Source organism: Sphingobacterium sp. BIGb0116, from assembly GCF_024808035.1.
Taxonomy (GTDB): Bacteria; Bacteroidota; Bacteroidia; order Sphingobacteriales; family Sphingobacteriaceae; genus Sphingobacterium; species Sphingobacterium paramultivorum.
Genome location: NZ_JANUDT010000003.1, coordinates 478,091 through 498,448, shown reverse-complemented (window position 1 = coordinate 498,448; position 20,358 = coordinate 478,091). Strand labels below are relative to the sequence as shown.

Annotated in this window: 23 protein-coding genes; 2 read left to right on the top strand and 21 right to left on the bottom strand. The window is 36.9% G+C overall.

Features of this window, described 5'->3' with window-relative positions; genetic code table 11:
- Together M2419_RS11065 and M2419_RS11060 are read right to left on the bottom strand one after the other, a co-directional pair.
- The coding region (locus M2419_RS11065; protein ID WP_409049506.1) for an HNH endonuclease at positions 1–883 on the bottom strand (883 nt) is incomplete at its 3' end.
- Between the two features lie 11 nt (positions 884–894).
- Positions 895–2,577 carry an AAA family ATPase gene (locus M2419_RS11060; RefSeq protein ID WP_259255036.1) on the bottom strand — a complete coding sequence of 561 codons (1,683 nt, stop codon included), beginning with the start codon at positions 2,575–2,577 and terminating at the stop codon, positions 895–897.
- Positions 2,578–2,802: 225 nt separating this feature from the next.
- Here M2419_RS11060 and M2419_RS11055 point away from each other — a divergent pair, with 225 nt between their 5' ends.
- The gene (locus M2419_RS11055; protein WP_259255034.1) at positions 2,803–3,996 is read left to right on the top strand and encodes a restriction endonuclease; all 1,194 of its coding nucleotides are present in this window, start codon (positions 2,803–2,805) and stop codon (positions 3,994–3,996) included.
- A 48-nt stretch (positions 3,997–4,044) separates the two neighbouring features.
- Here the strand turns inward: M2419_RS11055 and M2419_RS11050 are convergent, their stop codons facing one another.
- Positions 4,045–5,940 carry a DUF4365 domain-containing protein gene (locus tag M2419_RS11050; protein WP_259255033.1) on the bottom strand — a complete coding sequence of 632 codons (1,896 nt, stop codon included), beginning with the start codon at positions 5,938–5,940 and terminating at the stop codon, positions 4,045–4,047.
- 65 nt (positions 5,941–6,005) lie between these two features.
- Here M2419_RS11050 and M2419_RS11045 point away from each other — a divergent pair, with 65 nt between their 5' ends.
- A complete protein-coding gene (locus M2419_RS11045; RefSeq protein ID WP_259255032.1) occupies positions 6,006–6,542 on the top strand; it encodes a hypothetical protein in 537 nt (178 codons plus the stop codon).
- A 38-nt stretch (positions 6,543–6,580) separates the two neighbouring features.
- On the opposite strand, the gene M2419_RS11040 is transcribed toward M2419_RS11045, so the two are convergent.
- The 18 genes from M2419_RS11040 to M2419_RS10955 are packed head-to-tail and all read right to left on the bottom strand — an operon-like array spanning position 6,581 to position 20,120.
- Positions 6,581–6,859, bottom strand: a complete 279-nt coding sequence (locus M2419_RS11040) for a hypothetical protein (protein WP_259255030.1) — start codon at positions 6,857–6,859, stop codon at positions 6,581–6,583.
- A 14-nt stretch (positions 6,860–6,873) separates the two neighbouring features.
- Positions 6,874–7,134 (bottom strand): helix-turn-helix domain-containing protein, encoded by a 261-nt coding sequence (locus tag M2419_RS11035; protein WP_259255029.1) that lies wholly within the window; start codon positions 7,132–7,134, stop codon positions 6,874–6,876.
- Between the two features lie 50 nt (positions 7,135–7,184).
- On the bottom strand, positions 7,185–7,469 hold the full coding sequence (locus M2419_RS11030) for a hypothetical protein (protein ID WP_259255028.1): 285 nt from the start codon (positions 7,467–7,469) through the stop codon (positions 7,185–7,187).
- A gap of 1 nt (position 7,470) precedes the next feature.
- A complete protein-coding gene (locus M2419_RS11025) occupies positions 7,471–8,448 on the bottom strand; it encodes a hypothetical protein (RefSeq protein ID WP_259255027.1) in 978 nt (325 codons plus the stop codon).
- 44 nt (positions 8,449–8,492) lie between these two features.
- Entirely contained in the window at positions 8,493–9,383 is an 891-nt protein-coding gene (locus M2419_RS11020; protein ID WP_259255025.1) for a hypothetical protein, read from the bottom strand.
- 47 nt (positions 9,384–9,430) lie between these two features.
- Positions 9,431–10,276, bottom strand: coding sequence for a conjugative transposon protein TraN (gene traN, locus M2419_RS11015; RefSeq protein WP_259255024.1), 846 nt, complete (start codon positions 10,274–10,276; stop codon positions 9,431–9,433).
- A 33-nt stretch (positions 10,277–10,309) separates the two neighbouring features.
- Complete coding sequence (gene traM / locus M2419_RS11010) at positions 10,310–11,605, bottom strand: conjugative transposon protein TraM (RefSeq protein WP_259255023.1); 1,296 nt, start codon at positions 11,603–11,605, stop codon at positions 10,310–10,312.
- Positions 11,606–11,616: 11 nt separating this feature from the next.
- A complete protein-coding gene (locus M2419_RS11005) occupies positions 11,617–11,868 on the bottom strand; it encodes a hypothetical protein (RefSeq protein WP_259255022.1) in 252 nt (83 codons plus the stop codon).
- 1 nt (position 11,869) lies between these two features.
- Positions 11,870–12,490, bottom strand: a complete 621-nt coding sequence (traK, locus tag M2419_RS11000) for a conjugative transposon protein TraK (RefSeq protein WP_259255021.1) — start codon at positions 12,488–12,490, stop codon at positions 11,870–11,872.
- An 11-nt stretch (positions 12,491–12,501) separates the two neighbouring features.
- Complete coding sequence (traJ, locus tag M2419_RS10995) at positions 12,502–13,704, bottom strand: conjugative transposon protein TraJ (protein ID WP_259255020.1); 1,203 nt, start codon at positions 13,702–13,704, stop codon at positions 12,502–12,504.
- A 10-nt stretch (positions 13,705–13,714) separates the two neighbouring features.
- The gene (locus tag M2419_RS10990) at positions 13,715–14,353 is read right to left on the bottom strand and encodes a TerB family tellurite resistance protein (protein WP_259255019.1); all 639 of its coding nucleotides are present in this window, start codon (positions 14,351–14,353) and stop codon (positions 13,715–13,717) included.
- Between the two features lie 2 nt (positions 14,354–14,355).
- Positions 14,356–15,006: a hypothetical protein gene (locus tag M2419_RS10985; RefSeq protein WP_259255018.1), complete on the bottom strand. Its 651-nt coding sequence runs from the start codon at positions 15,004–15,006 to the stop codon at positions 14,356–14,358.
- Positions 15,007–15,017: 11 nt separating this feature from the next.
- Complete coding sequence (locus M2419_RS10980; protein ID WP_259255017.1) at positions 15,018–15,704, bottom strand: conjugal transfer protein TraI; 687 nt, start codon at positions 15,702–15,704, stop codon at positions 15,018–15,020.
- Between the two features lie 8 nt (positions 15,705–15,712).
- A complete protein-coding gene (locus M2419_RS10975; protein WP_259255016.1) occupies positions 15,713–18,181 on the bottom strand; it encodes a TraG family conjugative transposon ATPase in 2,469 nt (822 codons plus the stop codon).
- 22 nt (positions 18,182–18,203) lie between these two features.
- The gene (locus tag M2419_RS10970; protein ID WP_259255015.1) at positions 18,204–19,019 is read right to left on the bottom strand and encodes a hypothetical protein; all 816 of its coding nucleotides are present in this window, start codon (positions 19,017–19,019) and stop codon (positions 18,204–18,206) included.
- The gene (locus M2419_RS10965; RefSeq protein ID WP_259255013.1) at positions 18,967–19,347 is read right to left on the bottom strand and encodes a DUF4133 domain-containing protein; all 381 of its coding nucleotides are present in this window, start codon (positions 19,345–19,347) and stop codon (positions 18,967–18,969) included. The genes M2419_RS10970 and M2419_RS10965 overlap by 53 nt, the downstream gene beginning before the upstream one ends.
- 9 nt (positions 19,348–19,356) lie before the next feature.
- On the bottom strand, positions 19,357–19,803 hold the full coding sequence (locus M2419_RS10960; RefSeq protein ID WP_259255012.1) for a DUF1896 domain-containing protein: 447 nt from the start codon (positions 19,801–19,803) through the stop codon (positions 19,357–19,359).
- A 20-nt stretch (positions 19,804–19,823) separates the two neighbouring features.
- Entirely contained in the window at positions 19,824–20,120 is a 297-nt protein-coding gene (locus tag M2419_RS10955; RefSeq protein WP_259255011.1) for a DUF4134 domain-containing protein, read from the bottom strand.
- Positions 20,121–20,358: the final 238 nt, after the last annotated feature.

Sequence of the window (20,358 nt, the reverse complement as noted above, 5' to 3'; positions counted from 1 at the left end):
GAAGTAATATTGTCAGGTCATCAGTTGGACTGAAGAGAGCCTTGATAGAGGGGTCAGTATGTCCAGCGGAGGGGTCAACATCAACATTATATCCAGAAGGAAGCTTTCGTTTTATAATTTCAGTACTTATAGATCTAAATCTAAATTTTAACCCCTCTAAATTCAAAAAGCCTGCTTTATGCCCTCCAATATCGACATATATAGCATTTTTAAAATCATTCCATACATCTTGTCTACAAGCCAATAATTCGTCTCGATTTAATCTATAGATGTCCTTACTTATTTCACCTCGATCAGGATCATGCCCATGCCCCATAATATATCCTAATTCATTAAAAGTTAAATATTCTTCAGGGCTATCAATTTCTGGATTTAGTAGAATTGGAATTTCTAAAAGTAAAGGGTTCGAATTTGCAAAACACTGATTTCTATTTAAGGTATAATTTTGATTTATTATTTCCACAGGACTTTGTGGATTTGCCCTTACCCCCCGGATTGGGAATTTATTACCCTTAGCATCTTTACCGTTGCACTTTGGACATGCTAACAGTAGATTGGTCCATTCTAATCCTAACCAATAATATCCCGGCAACTCAACATGATCATTTACGCCAGCTTCTACTTTTGCTTTTGGACGATAATGTTCAACTTGTAATGTAGCTGCATGTTCGATTTTAGATTCACAATAATTGCATTTTGCGCTATCTCCAGGATCTAAATGGGTCTTATGGATGGAATATGCTTTTAATAAGTTTGTAATATCATTATGTGGATAGTAAGTGCTATTGTAGCATTTACCATCCATATTTTGAATTGCTTTAACGATTTGTCTTAATGCACCAGGGATTGATAATCTGTCCGGAGCATTATCAATTTGCTTCATTGGTAAGTTTATCATTTCAATGGCTTTATTGAATTTTCTTTTATTTTTTTCTCTAAAATTTTGTAAAACATTGCATCAGTAAAATCGTCTTCGGTAATTAGCGGCTGAGTATGGTCATGATTTTCATTAATTAATTCTTCAAAATTAAAAATAGGTGATGTCAATATAGTATTTGGCAATAGGTTAGAGATATCAATATCTAATATTTTTGCACAGATTTCGTTTTTTTCATTTTTGGTTACATTGATAAAAATGGAGTTGGATGGTGCACCCAATAATGGTATTGGGCTATGTGTTGTGACTATGAATTGTATATTAGGAAATGTTTCAGCCAATTGGATTATGATCTCCTTTTGCATTTTCGGATGTAAGTGTAGATCAATTTCATCTATCAATACAATTCCAACATAATTTGATATATCTGCAACATCACCTTGTTGTTCCGCAAATCTTAATAATAAATCTAAAATTAATGCCGCAAAATTCCTTGTGCCAGAGGGTAACTCATTGAATTTTACACCTTCAGTTATTCCACCAGGAACTGGCTTTCCTTGATGATATAATATTTCTCTGCCTTTGTCAGACATTACAACATTAACCTTTTGAACATTTGGCAAAATTATTTCTAGATTTTGTTCTATATTTTCCAAAAATCTATGCAACTCTATTTCATAGTATTTTGGCCTGACATTTAAAATGTAACTACCGCTTATATCTCTTAAAATTCCAATTGGGTTAAAAAGACCATAAGTATATAGTGAACTAATACCATTTTTATCTAAATTAATTAGGTCATCTACTAATGTTCCTTGGCTGATTAATCTAACAGGACCATAAGTTGCAAAACCTTTTACTAACTTTTCTTTATTGCGAAAATCATTACTTCCTTTAACTGTTGTTTTGCTAACGCCATTTATAGTTTCTAAACCGATTTGGACATTAAACTCATTATCATCTTTGGAAACAGCATTTTCATGATCATTATTATTTAACATTGCAGAAGCCAAGGCTCTTAATATTGTAGTTTTGCCAGCTCCATTTTCGCCTGTTAAAAAAATCCACCGGCAACCTACAGGAATATCTTTAATAATTAAATTTTCAATCTTCCCAAATTTTTTAATGTTTAGATATCTTAGATATCCGGTTTTTTTAGCTTTCTCTTTTCTAATTTTTTGATACCCTTTTATTTTTTCAAGCTGGTAATTAAATGTATTTGGCCATACGAAATCAATGCCACCAACTTCAAGGATATTATCATATTGATGACTTTTATTCCTTACATACTTATCTATTTGTAATTTTTCATTATCTATAAACGCTTCTAGAGAAGACAAATAATCTTTTCCGTATTCCGAGAAATCCTTCCTATAAACCCCATAATTTTCACTAGTGAATTTCAATTCCTTTAAAAAATACACAGAAAAGAAATTAATGGAGGAATTATTATTGAGTTCTAAATATGTAGTTCCATCCCCAAGGATAACGAAACTTACTCTAGGCGACCTTGTTTTCTTGTCCAATCCCGCCCAAAAGGAGACGGAAACGTAATAATCATTACCTAGAAACCAATATCCTTTATCAAGCCTTCCGCCTCGGTTTAAATGTCGCATTACAAAAAGGAAATCATTATCCTTATTATAATATTTAAGAAGCATGTTAAATACCACTTGATGTATATCAGATATAGGAGTCATTTGAAAAATTTAAGAAAGTAAAATCCTTTTCGGCTTTAAAAAATCAAATCAAAATAGGTCAAATTGTAAAGCATATACAAACATGAACTTTTATTTTTTTATTAAATATCTAAATAAGTAAATAATTTTAATATTTTCACTTTTAATCAATTTTTATTTCCTAAGTGAGAGAAATTAATATTTATCTTTATCTAGTAATAATGTTTAGTTTTTAATTTATTCGGTATGGAGTTTTCAGATTTGCGGTTATCAGAAAAAATTGAACAACTAGAAGATGAGATTAAAAAATGGTTAATTTCTAGAGAGTTATGGTCTGATAGTAGCTTTACTACATTTTTGGATTATTACCAGGATGAACCAAACGGTTTCACTGCGTGTGTTTTAATACTTTTAACCGACGGAGTGCTTTTAAATGTATTTAATGGATTTGTTGGAGGAAATCTAATTGATGAATTTGACTTATTTGTAGAAAAATTTGGATTTTATAGAGAATTACATTCTGCGGGTGTCGTTCATTTTTATCCAATTGATGATGATTTGAATGAGGCTTACCAAAAATATTTTCATTGGCAATGGCTTACAAAAATAATTCAGCCAAACTACACAAGTTTGTATAATGAGATATTTGAATTTTTTGGTAAAAATCCTGATAGGTTTTATGATTTACATCACCGACAATTTGAAGTTTTGATTAGTGAAATATTCTCCAATCAAGGTTATAAAACCGAGTTAGGAAAGGGGCAGGGGGATGGAGGGGTTGATGTTAAGTTATTTTACAAGGATGGTGTTGATCAAACTGTAACCTACGTTCAGGTTAAAAAGTACAAAGAAAATTTACCAGTAAAATTAGAAGCTGTGGCAGCATTATCAGGTATTGTACATACAGAAAATGCTGATAGTGGTATTTTTATAACTTCTAGTAGATACCTTCCAAGTGCTCAAAAGTTTGCTGATAGTAAGAATTCTAAAATAATTTTAAAAGACTCTTCTCATATCCAGGATTGGTGCGATAGTATTAATAAAATTATGGAGAGGGATAGGAGTAAGTTATTTTCAGATGCTAACATTCTGGATATTTTAAATCACCAAAGCAATATTAATTTAGTTGGTAAAATAATTACTTGTAATTGGGGGGCAGGAATGGTTTTAAATAACTTCTGCATAATTTTAAAAGATGAACCTCATTTAGCACTGGTTATGAAAATAGAGAATACCAATAGAACCTATTTAGATCCACCTCATAATTTTAGAGGATATGAAGTTCCCATATTAGATCGCTCAATTCTTTCCTCGAAAAAGAAAGGCAATATTTACAGGGCAAGGAAACAATATGCAGGTAATGAAGTTGTTTTTTTATTTGATGATGGTTATTATACCATCTGGGATGGATCTCCAAAATATTTTGACCTTATTGATTAGTGACAGTTATCTTTTACTTTAATTAGCTTTATCCTGTAAGCCAAATAATTAAATTTGGTGAGTTTCATAATTAAATTCATTATCAAAGACTCTAAAAGTAAAAGATGGTTTGTTTATCTCAGTTAGTATGTTTCCAATCAATTTCATCATTGACTCCTTTACCTCGGGGAAATGTTTAGTTGTATACTCGTATAATATATCAATGTATTTTTCTCCGTGATAGAAGTAAGCCAATTTTATAATATCCACGACGTGAAGAAAGCTTTCTTCGGTAGTTATAATTCCAGATATTGTTGCTGATACCCAGTAAAACATATTCTCTTTTTTAAATAGTGCTGACATAACAAACGAAACGAAGGCCTGCAGTTTATCATCATTATCCTGGGCGGCTAGCGCATTCTGAAACCAAGCATCACCATTAAGCATATCGAAATCAATTGCTTGCTCTATATTGTTTAATTCTAAAGATTTAAGTGATTCAGCAGAATTTCGAAATTGTATTTCAGGGTAACCACTTAGAATTAATGTTTTAATACTAAAATATTTTAAATACCATTCTTCCTTGGGAATTCTATTATTCTCCCGTTGTTCAGTTAAAAATTCATCAAAGTATTCTACTGCAGATTTGTAATCCCCGATATGTAATAGAGAATCTCCTAACAAGGCTTTTGCCATTAAGTTATCTGTATTAAGTTGAATTGACTTCTCATATAATTTTGATGAAATCCTATATTTTTTCAGCTCAAAGAATATTCCGCCTAAATCTGAATAGTAATAACATTGGTCTAAATAGTTCCGATTGTGTTTTTTTGCAATAAAATAGCACTTCAGAGCTTCTCTCCAATTTCCAAGATTTTTATGAAAGTTACCAAGGTTATAATTTGAAATTGCTATTCCCAATTTGTAATCCCGTCTGGTTGAATATTCTACCTGTTTCTCCATGAAATTTAGACAAATTTTTTGCTTTTCATTATTCAAAGACTTACTTGCCATAAGTATTGCCAAGGATATGTTTTGCAGGTAGTTATCTTTTTCTATATCAAATATTCCTTCAATCTCATCTAATACTTTTTCACAATAGTCTCCACTTAATAAATGTGGAAGGAAGTGCTTTAAAAAATCCTCTCTTAAATTCAGTATTCTAATTAAATTGTTTTTGAAAAAAATGGCATTTGCAATTTCAGTCTTATTTAAATTAAAAAGTATGATGCACAGACAAGCTAAAAGTATATCAGAATAATATTCATCAGCCTTTTCTGATAGATTTTCCGTTTCAAAAGCAATAGATGAAAATTGGATATCGGATAGAGAAAGATAGACTTTTGATTTTCCTATCTTTAATTGTAATATTGATTCAGTTTCATTTCTGACGTATTTAAAATATTGGTTATTCTTTGTTAGTAATTTTTTAAAATATTGCTGAGCTTCAATATTTGTTTTATCACTATATATATCATGTTCTATAAAAGTCGGAATGGGAAGCCTAAAATTGCCTTTTAGAGCATTATTGAATCTGAGAACATAATCATGTATTTTTTCCGAAGTTTCAATATCCAAGACCTTTTCATCTAGAAATTTTACGATGATATTATTGCCGGTATTATTTTGTGATATAATATCATTTGCCCATGAAAAGTATTGCTTTTTCTCATAATGAGAATACCTTACAATAAGGACAGGGGTATTATATGATTGAAATTGAGCAATCTTTTCATACTTAAAGCTTACGTTTTTTATAGTATATTTTTTATCGCTTTCAGTTGCCTTCAATTGGACGTAAAATAAACAGCCAGTTGAATTTCCATCTTTATCAAAGATTTCAACTTCACAGTCGATACCATAATCCTTTCCCTTATCCCTAACCACCCAATTGTCGGGCATAACCTCATTAAATACATGTCTTGATTTATCTTCTAGAATGTGGTTATTAGTCCTTTTCGCCATTATATACAGATTGAGATAAGTGCAATCTTTCTAATAAAACCGAATAATTGCTATACCTATTTTTAATGAGTGATAAATATATTAAATTAGGTTTTAAATTAACCAATTTCTACCCTATGAATATTATAATAGGCTCACCATTTTTCTTTATTCAAAATACCACAATTTGTTATAAATGTAACGCCAATACTCCGGTGATTTCATTAGCTGCTGTATCATACAAGGCTCAAGATGCCGATGTAGAAGAATTGAATGACTTATTCTTTTTTAGTAACATAATTCCGATAGATGAAAAATTAAGGAATTTATTAAAGACTAAATTTTCCTATTTCAGACCATTTTTCTCCAAAACTGCTGATCAAGAATATTGGGCAAATCACTGTGTTTTTTGTAATGCAGCACAAGGAGATTGGTTTCTGCATTCAGAGCCAGGAGAAGCCTTCTTTCCTTTGGAAGAGTCGGACTGGAAAAATTACCTTTTCATAGATTACAGGAACGAACAAACAGTTGAGTTCGACGGAGAACCTTCAAGGATTAAGAATGGGAATATCTTTCAAAACAAAGCTAAGCATATAGAATTTGGGAATTTTCCAGGAGCATAAATATAATAGGGATGGAAATATTTCTATTGCCATCCCTATTATAAAAAATTAAGAACTGATATTGAACTCCCTTTTTTGGGATGATAAGAAGGGAAGTAGTTTACATAATTATATTTTTCTAAATCTTTTAAGCATTTATGGTAGGTCGGCAAACTTCCGATATGAGATTTGCCCATTAATACCTTTCTTGATGTTTGAATTGTTCTGTATCCATTTTCTCTACGACAGAGCATAACAATAGCAAAAAATAAAGCCATGTGGGATACTGTTAATCGTTGGTCCGCAGTTGCTTTTTTTATTACTTCATCATTCCACATTTCTTTTCCTCCTTTTAATCTTTTGGCAAAAGCCGTTTTACTTCATTGTAATTATAGTAATAAGTTCCACCAACCTTTTTATGCGATAGTAAGCCGGAAATCCGCATTTGTTGCAGCTTACCAGCTGATATTTCTAAAATTTCTAAAACCTGTTTGGTCTTAATTGATTTGGGGTAGCTCTTTACTTCTTGTATTTTTAATACTTCCTTTATTTCTGTTAGGAGCCTGGTCCGAAACTCTTCCAGGTCTTCCTTGGTCACAATATTTACCTGCATAACTCATATCCATTTTCACGTTTTCAATCCTTCACAATGAGAATCATTCTCTACAACGGTTCTAGCTTTATTGTTGTTGGTACATCACTGGCCTGAGAAGGAGTGTACCTGACATATCCTGATTCATTCAGCATGGCCATTTTCCTGTAATAAGTAGCGGTACTGGAAATTTTTGCTAGCTTCATTAGTTCTTGTCTATCTGCAGGAATAGTTTCCCTTTTTGCAATTGTGCACAAATACATAATCGACATATACAGGGCAATATGTTTGGTATCAATCGCTGAATCCTTTTGGGCCCTTTCAATGAATTTTACTACCTGGTCTTGCTTTTCCATATCAATTCAATTTTGTCCTGTTTCGTTTTCCTTCAATTGGATTTCTATGGGCAATCTCCATTTTCATTTTGGCGGGTGTGGTAATTGTTCCGTCTAATTTGACCTTCTTGTTGTCTTTGATAAAATGTAAGCTTCTTCCCAGCGGATTAGCCTCTATAGATAACCCAGGGTACTTCTTAGTATTTAAGTCTACTCGTTTGCCAGAGAGCAAAGCCGATACCATTTCTGTTACTTGATCACTACTGATTTTTAAACCAGATATTTTCTTTATTTCCTGAGCGATGTCAAAGTTTGATACACTAATTTCTTTGAGTTTTATATAGCCAGCATGATCACGATCATTTAAGTCGGGAATTAGCCATTTATCGTTAACTAACACGGGTCTTCCTTGAAGTAGGTTTATCGCAGAAGATTTATCTAAGGGGCCATTACTGTCTAAAAATATACTCCGTTCCTGGTTGCCTCCTATGTTTAAGGAAAATTGTAAACCATCAAGCCGCTTTCTATCTTCACTGATTACGATCCTTGTATCTAGTACCTGGTTGTCAGGTAATAGTTCTGAAGTCGGTTTTTGAGACAAGACATTTATTGCGGCCGGAATACTACTTGGGGAAATACCTAGCTTTTCTAATGGCGTTCTGAATTTCGGCTGCTGCAGGTTGATCTTATTTGGATCGGCATTTGAAAACCCTACTGTTCTGGCTATCTTTCCAAAAACCAATTGCAGATTACGAAAGGATCTTAAAATTGTATTAGGATAAAGCATTTTCTCCAAGACTTTTTTCTCCTGGAGCAGTTTGTTCTTGCTTATTTTTTCATCAATTGTAGGGTGCTTAATTTTTCCAGATGTAATCTGTTCATACTTTCGCAATTGCTCCTTTAAAAGATATCGGTTTTGGGAAGAATTTGTACCAATTGACTCGAAACGTTCTTTCCATTTAAGGACATCCTTCCACCACTGTTCAATTCGATTTATCATACCTGTCTCTATTTAAAGGATTGGGGGAGGCCCCCAATCCTAATTTATGGCTTCACACGTGCACCTTTATTTTTGTTTGCCTTTTCTTCGGCATTATTTTTCTGTTGTTTGGCAGGGTCTTCTGCAAGCTTCTTATCCTCCTTGGAAGTATTAAGAGAGTTGCCTTCGCCATTTTTATTTTCTGATGGCATTGCCTGACCTTGGGACTGCTCCTGGCTTTGATCTTGTTTTTGCTCTGGAGTCTTCATCGAGAAACGAATGGGTTTATTATGCTCATCAAATAGGTTGAGCGCACCAAACCGTGGGGCTGCTTCTATTTTTACCTTTTCTTCACCACGACTTGTTTCCATAATAACCTGCACCCGATCCCCCTTTTTAAGCGAATCCATTAATTGCTTTTTATTCTGACTGTATTCCAGGCCTTTAATGGGATACTGTTCCAGCTGCTTTCCTAAATCATATTGATACCTTCTGTCCATCTGAAAGTTTCCATACTCATCCGAATTTTTAAAATCCAGGTAGACCCAGGCTTCGGAAGTTTGACGGTCATTCTTATCGTCGGGGTTTATTTTTATAAAGGTTTTGTTGACAGACCTTCCATCCAGCAAATTGTATCCTTCTTTAAGGGTATACTTGTTGCCAAAGTATACCGGGAATTTTTGCTGTAGCGTTTCTTCTTTGCCTTCCTTTTTTACAAGAAGATCAAATGAATTAAAAAACACTTTATCAATATCCTGGTCTGAGCGTTTAAAATGGAGTATACCGCGCACACTGTCCCCATTCATTTTAGTATCATGGGTAATCTGGAATTCTTCTGTGCCTTTTGAAAGAGCTTCCGTTATTTGATCTCTTCCAATAGCCCCGAATCCAGCATAAAAGATGGCATCTGCCATTGCGTTTACTGTTTCTTGTTTAATTTCATTTTGTTCGTTCATTTCAGATCCTCCTTCACATTTTTAAAATTATTTAATGATGCACTTTGTTATATTTTCCTGGCTTTCAGGATTGTTTTGTTTCTAACTTCAAGTTCCAGCCCACGACCACCATTTTGTTCCTGCAACTCAATTTTCAAATACTTTTTGTCAGGAATAGTGAACTTTTTTATGGCCAGTACAATAGTCTGCTTTGAATTGCCCTCGATCCTTTTAAGATTTCCATAGCTATAGGTTGGCAGGATTTCAACTTCCTGGCTTGCCGTACGTTTTGACTTTTTTGCATCCCGGATATAAAGCCGGAACTGATCGATATCATAATTGATCAAGCTGTTATTCTCAAGGGTAAACTGGAAATAAAGCTGGTCCTCTTTGATGTAAATACCATCTAGAGTTATTTTCATATCGTTTTTTTTGTCGGCTTCCTTGCCTAGGAATGGTTGTTTAGTACTGATCCTCTGTGCTATTTCCTTGAGCTGGCTTTCATATTCCATTTCCGGACTAAATTGTACAATGGGAGCGGAGGGAATGGCCAGGTCAGCCACTTTTAAATTCAAAAATGCCGGATTCTCCTGATAGCGCATGGAAAAGGAATACAAAGCACCTTCTGCTGTGATAACCGTAAGATTAGTTTGCTGGAACTCCTGAACGGCTGCCTTTACCTGCAATACGTTTTCTATTCCTGCAGCTTTTTGAACTAGGATGTCAGCTGATCCCCGGTCCACACTTTTTATGGAATAGGGGAAGATCAGATTTATGGTTTTGTCGTATGATATGCCCACGTTATATGGCTCTATCATTCCGGTAATTCTTGTTCGGGAATCCTGACCAAAACTTAAGGTGGTTTGAATACTAAAGCAAATGAATGCTAATAAGATGTTGATGATTGTTTTCATAATGGATATATTATAGATATTGATTTACTGGTTTTATTGATCCTTACGCTTATTGTCTTTAAGCAGGATACGGTACCCTGCCTTTACTTCAACTTTAATTTGCTTTACCTTTTTGGATAACAGGTTTTTGCCCAGTTCTATTCCAGCTGATGCGGCCTGAGCACCGAGGCTCTGGTCAAAAGTTCCTAGTGACATACTTTGTATGGTCTGATCTGAATTTTGTTTAATTACATCACGGGTAATGGCTCCTGGTATTCTTATTCCAGCAATGCCGTCAAGGTCGAAAACAGATAGCTTTACGGGGAATAGGGATTCTTTATATTGTACGCCATCAATGTCAACTTCGAGGCGTTCACCCCGAAGTGAAACCTGGCCGTAAATAAAGCTTCCTTTTGGAATGAGCACTCCGTTGATAAATGCATCATTGGACAGCCTAAGTTTAATTGTAGACCCGCTGACCAAAGTCTGAGTTTCGTGGACCAGGGCAGCTATTGCATTAAGATCCTGGTTAGATGTAGCATTATTGTCCAATCCATAAAAGGAGTTCAATGGTTTATCTCCGTTTGTATTGTAATCTTCCGCATATTGTTTAACCGGTCTGTTATCCAACACAGTTATGGAGGCCGATTTAGGGGCAGATTTGAAGGAATACACCTGACCATGATGCTGTTCAGATTGCTCTTTAAGGCGTTTTTGTACGCGATCGGGGTGTTGGATATCCAGTATTTTATCCATCATGGAACTGAGCTCTGTTACTTCCTTATCTTCCTCCGCTGTCCCTGACATGGATTCCATCATTTTTTCCAGACGTTCTACTTCTTCAGTATTGACAGATGGTGCCGCATAATTCCGATATGGAGTACTATAATAGGTTTCCTGGGGTGTAACATAGTTACGGTTAAGTTCAGTTTGTAGCTGGTTCAAGCGGTTGTAAATCCTTGACTCCTGATTGGCAGTTCCTCCGCTATTGCTGGAATACACGGATGTATTTAGGCCGGTAGGCGTAAGGCCGTAAAGGTCCTGTGAGGCCATAAAGTCACTATCCACCCCCCGGGTATAGTTGGGATCAGCTTTCATCAATTCCTTCAGTTTGAGGGAATCCTTTTCTGCCTGATTATAGAAATCAAGTTTATTAAACTCGGTTTCCTTGTTATTTGCCTCAGGCAGATTTAGGTTGAGGCCACCATCTGCCTTTGCCATAGCTGTTTCCGATTTACCTCCGCCCATTAGCCAGAACATGAGCGTAAGAAACGGGATGCAGATAAGGGGTAGGAATAGGAAAAACTTTCTTTGCTTTTGCTGTTGTTCATTTAAAGGTTGTTGTTCCATATTGATGTTCATTAAAAGTGAAAAAAATGATTTGGTGTACCTGTAATTGCCGTTATTATAATATAAAGGCATATCGCGCTTCCGAGAATTATAAAGGCTGCAAGCAGGAAAAGCCAGGTTCTGCGATTAAAGTGAGCAGTTTTCTTTTTCAACTGTCCTGCCCATTTATTTCCTGTGTTATTAAGCCTATTGGAGATATATAATCCAATGGATGGTATTGGTTTTACCTTTTGTCCAGGCTCGGGATTTTTTAATTTTTTCATACTAATTACGGTTTACCGTTTTTATGTCTCTATTTTCAATCGTATTCCAGCGCTCTATTAAAAATCCGTGGCTGTTATTCTCCGTTCGTGAAACACTTCTTAGTTCACCTTCCGTAATCAGGCTCCTTTTGGAAATGGTAGTTGGCCTAATAATATCCTGGGTAGCATAGCAGCGGAATTTATAAGGATACTGGTTAACGTCGATCTGAACACTGTCCACCTTAATAGTTTGGTTCACATTGCCGGAAATTAGGCCGGAATAAAACTTGTTCTCCTGGAGGTTGTTATAGACTTTTTTAGCGCTTTCATCTGCCAGGTATAAAGCTTTCGTAATGGTACTTTTTATGGCCTGTTCATCGGGATCAAGCGTGAAGAAAAACTGGTGAAAGGTTCTGATGTGATCCTTAGCCTCAATAGGTATATTATCTTTTCTGTCAGAAGAATATGCTTCCAGAGCTTTGCCGTTTGCCAACACATAGATTCGAGATTGCATACTGGTGACCATTTTAAAACTGGTATACACCGTATAGATACAAATCAGACTAGTAGCAGCCATGATGCAAAAACTGAAAAGCCTGAATTGGCGAAAAGAAGTGTCTATATTTTGAATTTTTTTAAACATAGTTTTTGCTGTTAAGAGTTTCCACTAAGTTTATCTTTAAAGTACGGAGCACTATTACCTTGCGATGCCATTCCGTCTTTCATGGATGAGGCAGCATTTCCCATCGCGTCAGCAGCCATTCCCATACCCGCAAGGGCGCCACCTGTTGCCATGGAAGCCGCTGATGTACCCAATGATTGGGCAGCCCCCATAGTAGATGAAAACATACCGGTCGTTTTTTGCTGTAAGGCGCCCCCGCCAGCTGCGTGGACAATGTAGTTAGCTACAGAGGGAACGGTGAAATAACCCACAATACCAATGATCAAAAAGATGAGGTATCCAATATCTGTGCTGCTAAAAAAAGTATCTCCTTGTTCTCCGATCTGACTAATGTCCAGTTTGATCATTTGCTCCTGGATTTTGGCGATGATGGCGCCAAAAATATTGGCCACCGGAAGCCAAAGAAAAATGTTAATATACCTGGCTAACCAAACCGTTAGGGTATGGTGGAAACCATCAAAGACAGCCAAACCAAAGACAAGAGGCCCAAGAATGGATAAAACGACTAATTGAAAGGTTCTCAGGGTATTTATACATAGTGATGCCGCTTCGAAAAGGATCTCCAATGCCTGGCTCATCCATTCCTTAACGCTGTTACGCATATTGTAGCCAGCCTTTTCCAATCCAAAATCGATATTATTGGCGAAGCGGTCCATAAAGCCTTCATCAATATCTTTATTGTATTTGTATTTGAGCCATTTATCCCGGTCTCCCTGACCATCTTCTCCCACAAACATTTGCCATTTCGAGGTTTTCTTAATGGCTTCTTCCTTTTGTTTGAGCAGGATTTCAATGGATTTGTTAGAACCTGTCACCATTGATGCTGTAGCAGTTACGGTAGGTTTCATTACACCATTGATCATACCCAGGATGGAAGGAAATATAGTGATGCAAAATCCGATGACGAAAGGGCGGAATAAAGGATAGAAATCGATAGGTTCGGCACTTGCCAGGTGTTTCCAAACCCGGTGCGCAATATAAAATAGGGCGGCAAAGCCTGCCAATCCTCTGCCAACACCAATTAGCTGGCTACAGAGGGGCATCATTTCATCATACAACTGATCAAGAACGGCATGCATTCCATTTAGTTCTGTGGCAACACCTTGCGCATGCACACCAAATGGTATAAGCAAGGTGACCAGAAAGCATAATAATACGTATTTCAAGTTTTTCATTATCCAAGAATTATTCAGTGATACCAATTAGTTTTTTACCGAATTGCAGGTCTTTTTTTGCTTTGGCACGTTGAAGACCTAGAATAGAAGTTTCCGAATTGAAGTGACGGAGGAACTGTATCTTCTCTTCCATATCCTCATAAATTCTGTCAATGGCTTTTAACCGCTCATCATCAGACATTCGCATTTGGCCCGCTGTAATGACACCTGCAAGTTCATCGAGATTACGAAGGCTTAGCTTCAGTAGATTACCATAAACCTTTTCGATATGCTCAAGCTCTTTGGTATTGAATGAGCCATCGGCCTTAAATCTGGAAAAAGCCGATTTATATTCTTTTACCAGTGCAAATTGTGCTTCAATGATTAAGTTTACTTTGCGGTATTTTTTTACGGTTGGACTTACTTCCATCAGGCCATCCAGAAATGTTTTATGTAAGGAGAAGTTACCTTCAGATAGATCTTTTACGGTATTATAACCCCCATTAAGAATTTTGTAACCATCCTTCATTTGCTTTAGGATGGCCTTAAACTGTGTAAGTTTTTCAACGTTAAGCAGCAATTGTGCGATTTCATTTGCCTGACCATAGGTTTGTGTACTCTGCAATAAGCCAATTAGGCAGATACAGAAAATCAATGCATACTTTTTCATAACTATTGAATTAAGCCAGCACGTCTACGGCTGGATTGAATATTTGAATGAATACTTGCCCTGTTCTGACTTATGCCCATTACTTCATAAGAAAAGGAGCGAGATAAGTCGGCATTTTCCTGCATGGCATTATAGAGCTGATCAATGCGTTCCAATCGCTCATCATCCTTTAGTTCAAGCTTGCCATCAGATACGACATCAATTAGATCAGAAATCACTTGCTCACAGTTGTCGAGAATACTGCCTGAAGCTCTATCGATATAATCAAGTTCTGCTCTGCTATACATTCCATCTGCCTGTATTCGATCTTTAAGCGCTTTATAATCCTTTAAAATCTTTACTTGTGTAGCACTGATTTCCGCTATACGCCCATATTTCCGGATAGTAGGATTGACTTTCTTCAACGACTGGAAGTAAAGGCTATGCAAGTTGAATTCTCCATTTTTCAGATCTGATACCGCATGAAGTCCTGTTCGGGCTATACGATATCCTTTCTTTATGCTTTCAAGATGTATCTGTAGCGCAGCAATTTGTTGCAGCAGGTATTTTTTTTGAGTATTCTTTTGCCTGAGCCATTCAGCAGTATTTTGCGCTTGTCCCTTAACGGTTGATATGGCCAGGACAAGGAAGAAAAGAAAAACAAGTTGTTTCATAATACATTGGTTTAATCAATACCATAAAGGCGTTTAACATAATCCACTTCCTGTTGCGTCTTAGAGCGTTGTATGGAAATACTGAAATTGCGTTTGTTAAACAGTATTAGATCGGTGTAATTTTCATCCAGTCCATCTACAGTTTTATTTATAAGTTCAATTCTTTTGGCATCAGACATCTGGGTATTAAACGAGCTGATCAGCATACTGATCTGTTCGATATTTTTCAGGCTTTCTTCCAGGATTCCACTATAAACAGAAGCCATATAATCCAGCTCCTTGGCGGTGAAATGATGATTACCCTGAAGCTTTTGCCAGGCCAGCTTATATGCATCAACCAGCTGAATCTGCTTATCCATTATATCCCGGATTCGCTGATAGTATGTAATAATGGATTTAACCCTGGAGAGTTCTTCATAATACTTACGGTACTGTTCCTTTTGTTTTTCTGACCAATCGGCGATCTCATCAAGCTTTAGTTTGGATAGGGTGTTTTCCAGTGTTTTTTGTGCATCCTGTAACCAGATGGTTTTGTTTTGCATACGCTGTATCTTCAGATCTACAGCTTTAATCACTTTCTTTACCCCGGCTTTAATGATTTCCAAAATAGCGATCGGCGTTGCATGAACAGGTGCAACCGGTAGGGTTACCATCGCAAGGGTAAAGGAGAAGACAAATACGATTAAATACTTTTTCATAGCTTGTATTATTTATTTCCAACAAATAGGTCCCTGGCAAGTGCCTGGATACCTTTTTTAATATTTCCACCAAATCTTTCAGCATACTCAAAGACTTTTACTTTTTCTGATTGTTCGGTGGTGTAGGCCAGGTACTCTTCAAGGGAAACCTCAGTGCGGTATACCTTACTGAGCTGTCCACCCAGAGAGATAAAAACCTCTTTGTATTTTTTAGTAGGGTCATTTGCCTTATTCACCGAAAGAACCAGTGCACGCTCCTTATCTGTCAGGCCAAGAAGCTCCTGAATCTGGTCAAACTTGTTCTGGTACTTGCTCTGATCGAGAAGGATCTTGCAATCAGAATTATTGATAATGGCCTTCTTGACAATGGGAGAGGAGATGATATCTTCAATCTCTTGCGTCACGACATAAGCTTCGCCAAAGTGTTTCCTTACCGTTTTAAACAGGTATTGAATATATTCTGCAAACCCTTCCTTCATCAGTGCTTTCCAGGCTTCCTCTATGAGAATGATCTTCCTGATACCCTTTAATTTGCGCATCTTATTGACGAAAACCTCCATGATGATGATCGTCACTGTGGGGAATAAAATGGGGTGGTCCTTTATATTGTCCAGCTCAAAAACAATAAAGCGTTCTTGCAGTAGGTTTAAGTTTTCAGTAGCATTAAGCAGGTAGTCAAATTCGCCGCCTCTGAAATAAGGACGGAGTACAAAAAGGAAGTTATTGATATCAAATTCCTTCTCTTTTACATTTTCCTTTTCTAAAACCAGCACATATTGCTGCTCCAGGTATTCATAGAAGGTATTGAAACATGGGAATACTTCAGGTTGACCATGTAGGAATTCAAAATAGCCGGTAATGGCATTGGACATGGCGACATATTCACTTCTTTTAAATGGCTCATCTTCTTTTTTCCAAAGGGCGAGCAGAAGGGTCTTTATACTTTCCTTTTTCTCTGTATCCAGGCTATCACCTTCAGAAATGAAGAAAGGATTGAACCGGATGGGATTATCCTCCGCGTAGGTGAAGTAATAGCCACCAACCATATCGCATAAGCCTTTATAACTATGACCCACGTCTATGAGCACAATATGAGTTAACTGCTCATAATAACTACGCAGCAAGTGATTGGTCAGAAATGACTTTCCGGAGCCACTTGGTCCGATAAGGAATTTATTTCTGTTCGTACAAATACCTTTCTTAATAGGTTCATCACTAATGTCTACATGCAATGGCTTCCCGGTTAAGCGATCTCCTAATCGGATACCGAACGGACTTATTGAACTCTGGTAGGCTGTTTCCTGATTAAAGAAACATACAGCCTGAGAAGCGAAAGTGTCAAAGCAGTCATTGATCGGGAAATCTGCAGCATTGCCGGGGATACCCGCCCAAAAAATCTGCGCAGCACCTACCGTTTCTTCTTTGGCAATAGCATCCATTCTGGAAAGCCCAGAAGAAACCTGGTTCTTAATATCTTTTAGTTTCGACTTATCTGCATTCCATACTAAAAGATTGAAATGTGCCTTGACCGGAAGTCTTTGTTCACCGATTGCCTCATTTAAAAAATCATTTGTAGCATCCCTGGCAATCAGGTTCTCCCGGCTATAGGCCGAAAGTGATTGTAACCGGAGTCTTTTGCTTTCCAGTTTCTTAATGGTCTGCTGGGCATCTTCAATAAATATATATTGGTTATAGATATGATTGCAGGGGAGCAGCTGACCAATGGAGGATGCAAATCCAACGCTAAACTTAGTTTTGTCGGTACTGTATTTGTCGTAGTTTATCCGGCTTCCACAATAAGATGGTAATTCTTCTACTGCAGCCAAAGTGTACAGCTGGCAGTGCTGACCGCCAATGGTCAGTCCATCTTTGAGTTCAATATCGCGTACAAGGTTCGTTTCAGCTACCTGAAGAAAACAATATTGCTCCAGTAGTCCAGCATGGTTAGCAGTACTCCATAGTTCTGCCTCCGAAATGGGTTCCATTTTAACGAAAGTGCTGTCCTCCATTATTTGGCGGAACTGTCCGCAGGCATCGATAAACTCTTGTATGAAATCAGGATCTTTTATCTGTTTTGGGATTACAGTTGGTCTGATCAGGTTTGAAAACATACTATTTACTGTTTTCCTTCCATTAGGTTTCCGGGTAAGGTACAGGTAGCAGTTATGTTCCAGGAAAGGCCTTTCATTAAAAAACCGTTCACTGCTATGGGAAAGAAAGGATAGTTCCTTGTTTTCATAGTCAGCCTCATAGCTCTTTTCAATAAACCAATCCTGTTTATGAATAATAGAATGGTTTGGTAAAACCTTTACCGCTTTGATCCATGCCTGATGAAAGTTTTCGTATTCACTATCGGAAAGGCAAAAGATCTCCGGGAGTTCAACCTTGAATCCAACGGTAATATCTCCTTGCTTTGAGATGATGCAACCATTTTCTATATCTAATATGGGAAATAAATCCTTCAACCACTTTTCCATGTTCACAATTCCTTTAAATGCTTTATATACCTCTTGATTTCCTCTTTATAGGGGCATTTTTCTTTTCCTGAGCCTTTTCCCTTGCCAAGCGTTCCTTATTCTGTTTAAATAGTTCAGGAAGATTCGTTTCTGTTAGCTCCCTTTTAATTGCCTTGGTTACAGGTTTAAAATTAGTTTCGAGTAGTAACTCTTTTAATGGGCGATTAAATTTGTGAGCATATCCCACCGGGTCCATTTCTTTTAAAAATGGGAACTTGAGGATCACCGTATCTTTCGGCAATTCTGTAATGATGCCCCAATCGGGTTCAAATAATTCATGTTTGTCAGGCTTATATAGGTAGATAGTATCTTCAGGAAAGAATTCATATTCTTCATTTTCATATAGTGGCGCCATGCTGATTCCAAGTGTAGAGAAATCATTATGTGGCCTTAACGACCACATATTGAAATCAACATAAAAGGGATGGCTCTCAATTTCAATCCTATTAAGCTTTCCCTGCATTCGCATGACTAAATCTGGACTTTCCAGCATGACTTCAAAATCCATTTTATCGGAAATCCCTTCAACTGGGACATGGTATTTACTGGCCATGCCTTGAGGGTCCAGTTGTGTCATTCTGGGTATGTTAACCCATTTGCTCGCTTCACTTGTCGATCCTCCTTCAGCTAGACTTCTTGAAATTGGATCAAATTCCATACTATAATGAGTGTCCTCATTGTCCATTTCCGCAAATTGGATTTTGTTTTCTGGTACACCTTTTTGAATGATGACCATTGAGTCGACGTCAACCACGAAGCTTGTTCCTTCGATTTCCAGGGTTGGTAACTGCCTTTCCATATTGTTTCTGCTTTAAAGGTTTTTGGAAGATGTTTCGGTCATTGGATCGTAATACAGAAGGAACCATTTTTTTTGCCATCGCCTTCATCAGACCATGTTCACCATATTTTTTGCTTAAGCCGAAAATGACTTTTAATACCCAAAAGCCAGTTAGGCCAACAATAACCAGGCATAAGTATTGGCTAATGCCCAAAAAATAAAGAATAGAGAAAAGGACCAGTAAAATGAGAATCGTTGCAGCGACATACCAGATGTATTGCGCTTTTAGTCCCTTAAACTCTATGGATTTATTAATTCCTTTATTGATCTTATAAACACTGTTGGCCATGATATAAGTTTAGTGTCTGTTATGAAACTGTCTAAGGTATTCGGCTGTAGCTCCTGTAACCCCTGCCCAGATCAGGGAACTCTCCTGGGAATCAATACTAAAGTGGAGTTCTTTAAACACAGGTTCGCAATGCTCGATTAGGTTTATGGCTTCGTATGTCAGGATGCCCTCTTCTTTAAAGCGCTCATAAAAGAGTTCAAACTCCCTTTTCAATACCTTTTTGATGTAATGGTATTTTGAAGGCTTAAGGTCCTCAGTGAGTTGTTCCATACAGAGTTCGAGGATGACATGTCCCGGCTTATCCTGTTCCAAAAGTTGAAGGACTTTAGGCATAACACTACTGACCTTATCATCCAGGTATCTGGTTACGGAATAATCCTCCTGTAAGTTGAACATGAGTTCCGGGTTATTATGGACGATATAGGCCCATAATGATTCTTTAAGTTGCTGATGCATGATTGAATTGATTTAAACTGTTATATACCAAAGAAGGAGCGAATGATAGTGGCAACTACCACCAGGAATATGCAGGAACCAAACCAGGATGCGGCAACTTTACTGGTATCGGGATCACCCGCATTCCATTTCTGAAATACCTTCACTCCGCCAATTAATCCCAACAGTGCACCGACTCCATACATTAATTGGGTTCCACTATCGAAATATGAACGTACCTGAGTATTCGCAGCCTGAATACCGGCTGCACCATCCTGACTATATACTGTCGTAATACAACAAATCATTATTGTTAGTACGACAACACATTTATTCATAATTCCACTTCTTTGTATTTTTTGATATTGCTTGTTCATATTCGCTGTTTAAAACGGCGAGTATGGGCGTAAAAAGGAGGGGAGGGATCATACCACTCACACATTCCAACCTTCACCTATCCCAATCCCCAACCTTTGTTAGAAATCATTTTTGTTTAATAAGGGGAGGAGCACAAACCACCTAAACTACACACCAACCTAATGACTCCTCCCCAGCCTTATGCAGGCTATTTGACTA

What these genes read in the sequence shown, in the direction of transcription:
- M2419_RS11005 (WP_259255022.1), bottom strand. Translation starts at nt 11,868, where the DNA reads ATGAAAAAATTAAAAAATCCCGAGCCTGGACAAAAGGTAAAACCAATA.
- M2419_RS10965 (WP_259255013.1), bottom strand. Translation starts at nt 19,347, where the DNA reads ATGGCCAACAGTGTTTATAAGATCAATAAAGGAATTAATAAATCCATA.
- M2419_RS11040 (WP_259255030.1), bottom strand. Translation starts at nt 6,859, where the DNA reads ATGTGGAATGATGAAGTAATAAAAAAAGCAACTGCGGACCAACGATTA.
- M2419_RS11025 (WP_259255027.1), bottom strand. Translation starts at nt 8,448, where the DNA reads ATGATAAATCGAATTGAACAGTGGTGGAAGGATGTCCTTAAATGGAAA.
- M2419_RS11055 (WP_259255034.1), top strand. Translation starts at nt 2,803, where the DNA reads ATGGAGTTTTCAGATTTGCGGTTATCAGAAAAAATTGAACAACTAGAA.
- M2419_RS10990 (WP_259255019.1), bottom strand. Translation starts at nt 14,353, where the DNA reads ATGAAAAAGTATGCATTGATTTTCTGTATCTGCCTAATTGGCTTATTG.
- traM (WP_259255023.1), bottom strand. Translation starts at nt 11,605, where the DNA reads ATGGAACAACAACCTTTAAATGAACAACAGCAAAAGCAAAGAAAGTTT.
- M2419_RS10955 (WP_259255011.1), bottom strand. Translation starts at nt 20,120, where the DNA reads ATGAATAAATGTGTTGTCGTACTAACAATAATGATTTGTTGTATTACG.
- M2419_RS10975 (WP_259255016.1), bottom strand. Translation starts at nt 18,181, where the DNA reads ATGGAAAAGTGGTTGAAGGATTTATTTCCCATATTAGATATAGAAAAT.
- traN (WP_259255024.1), bottom strand. Translation starts at nt 10,276, where the DNA reads ATGAAAACAATCATCAACATCTTATTAGCATTCATTTGCTTTAGTATT.
- M2419_RS11060 (WP_259255036.1), bottom strand. Translation starts at nt 2,577, where the DNA reads ATGACTCCTATATCTGATATACATCAAGTGGTATTTAACATGCTTCTT.
- M2419_RS10960 (WP_259255012.1), bottom strand. Translation starts at nt 19,803, where the DNA reads ATGCATCAGCAACTTAAAGAATCATTATGGGCCTATATCGTCCATAAT.
- M2419_RS10970 (WP_259255015.1), bottom strand. Translation starts at nt 19,019, where the DNA reads ATGGAAAGGCAGTTACCAACCCTGGAAATCGAAGGAACAAGCTTCGTG.
- M2419_RS11030 (WP_259255028.1), bottom strand. Translation starts at nt 7,469, where the DNA reads ATGGAAAAGCAAGACCAGGTAGTAAAATTCATTGAAAGGGCCCAAAAG.
- traJ (WP_259255020.1), bottom strand. Translation starts at nt 13,704, where the DNA reads ATGAAAAACTTGAAATACGTATTATTATGCTTTCTGGTCACCTTGCTT.
- M2419_RS11045 (WP_259255032.1), top strand. Translation starts at nt 6,006, where the DNA reads ATGAGTGATAAATATATTAAATTAGGTTTTAAATTAACCAATTTCTAC.
- M2419_RS11050 (WP_259255033.1), bottom strand. Translation starts at nt 5,940, where the DNA reads ATGGCGAAAAGGACTAATAACCACATTCTAGAAGATAAATCAAGACAT.
- traK (WP_259255021.1), bottom strand. Translation starts at nt 12,490, where the DNA reads ATGTTTAAAAAAATTCAAAATATAGACACTTCTTTTCGCCAATTCAGG.
- M2419_RS10980 (WP_259255017.1), bottom strand. Translation starts at nt 15,704, where the DNA reads ATGAAAAAGTATTTAATCGTATTTGTCTTCTCCTTTACCCTTGCGATG.
- M2419_RS11035 (WP_259255029.1), bottom strand. Translation starts at nt 7,134, where the DNA reads ATGCAGGTAAATATTGTGACCAAGGAAGACCTGGAAGAGTTTCGGACC.
- M2419_RS10985 (WP_259255018.1), bottom strand. Translation starts at nt 15,006, where the DNA reads ATGAAACAACTTGTTTTTCTTTTCTTCCTTGTCCTGGCCATATCAACC.
- M2419_RS11020 (WP_259255025.1), bottom strand. Translation starts at nt 9,383, where the DNA reads ATGAACGAACAAAATGAAATTAAACAAGAAACAGTAAACGCAATGGCA.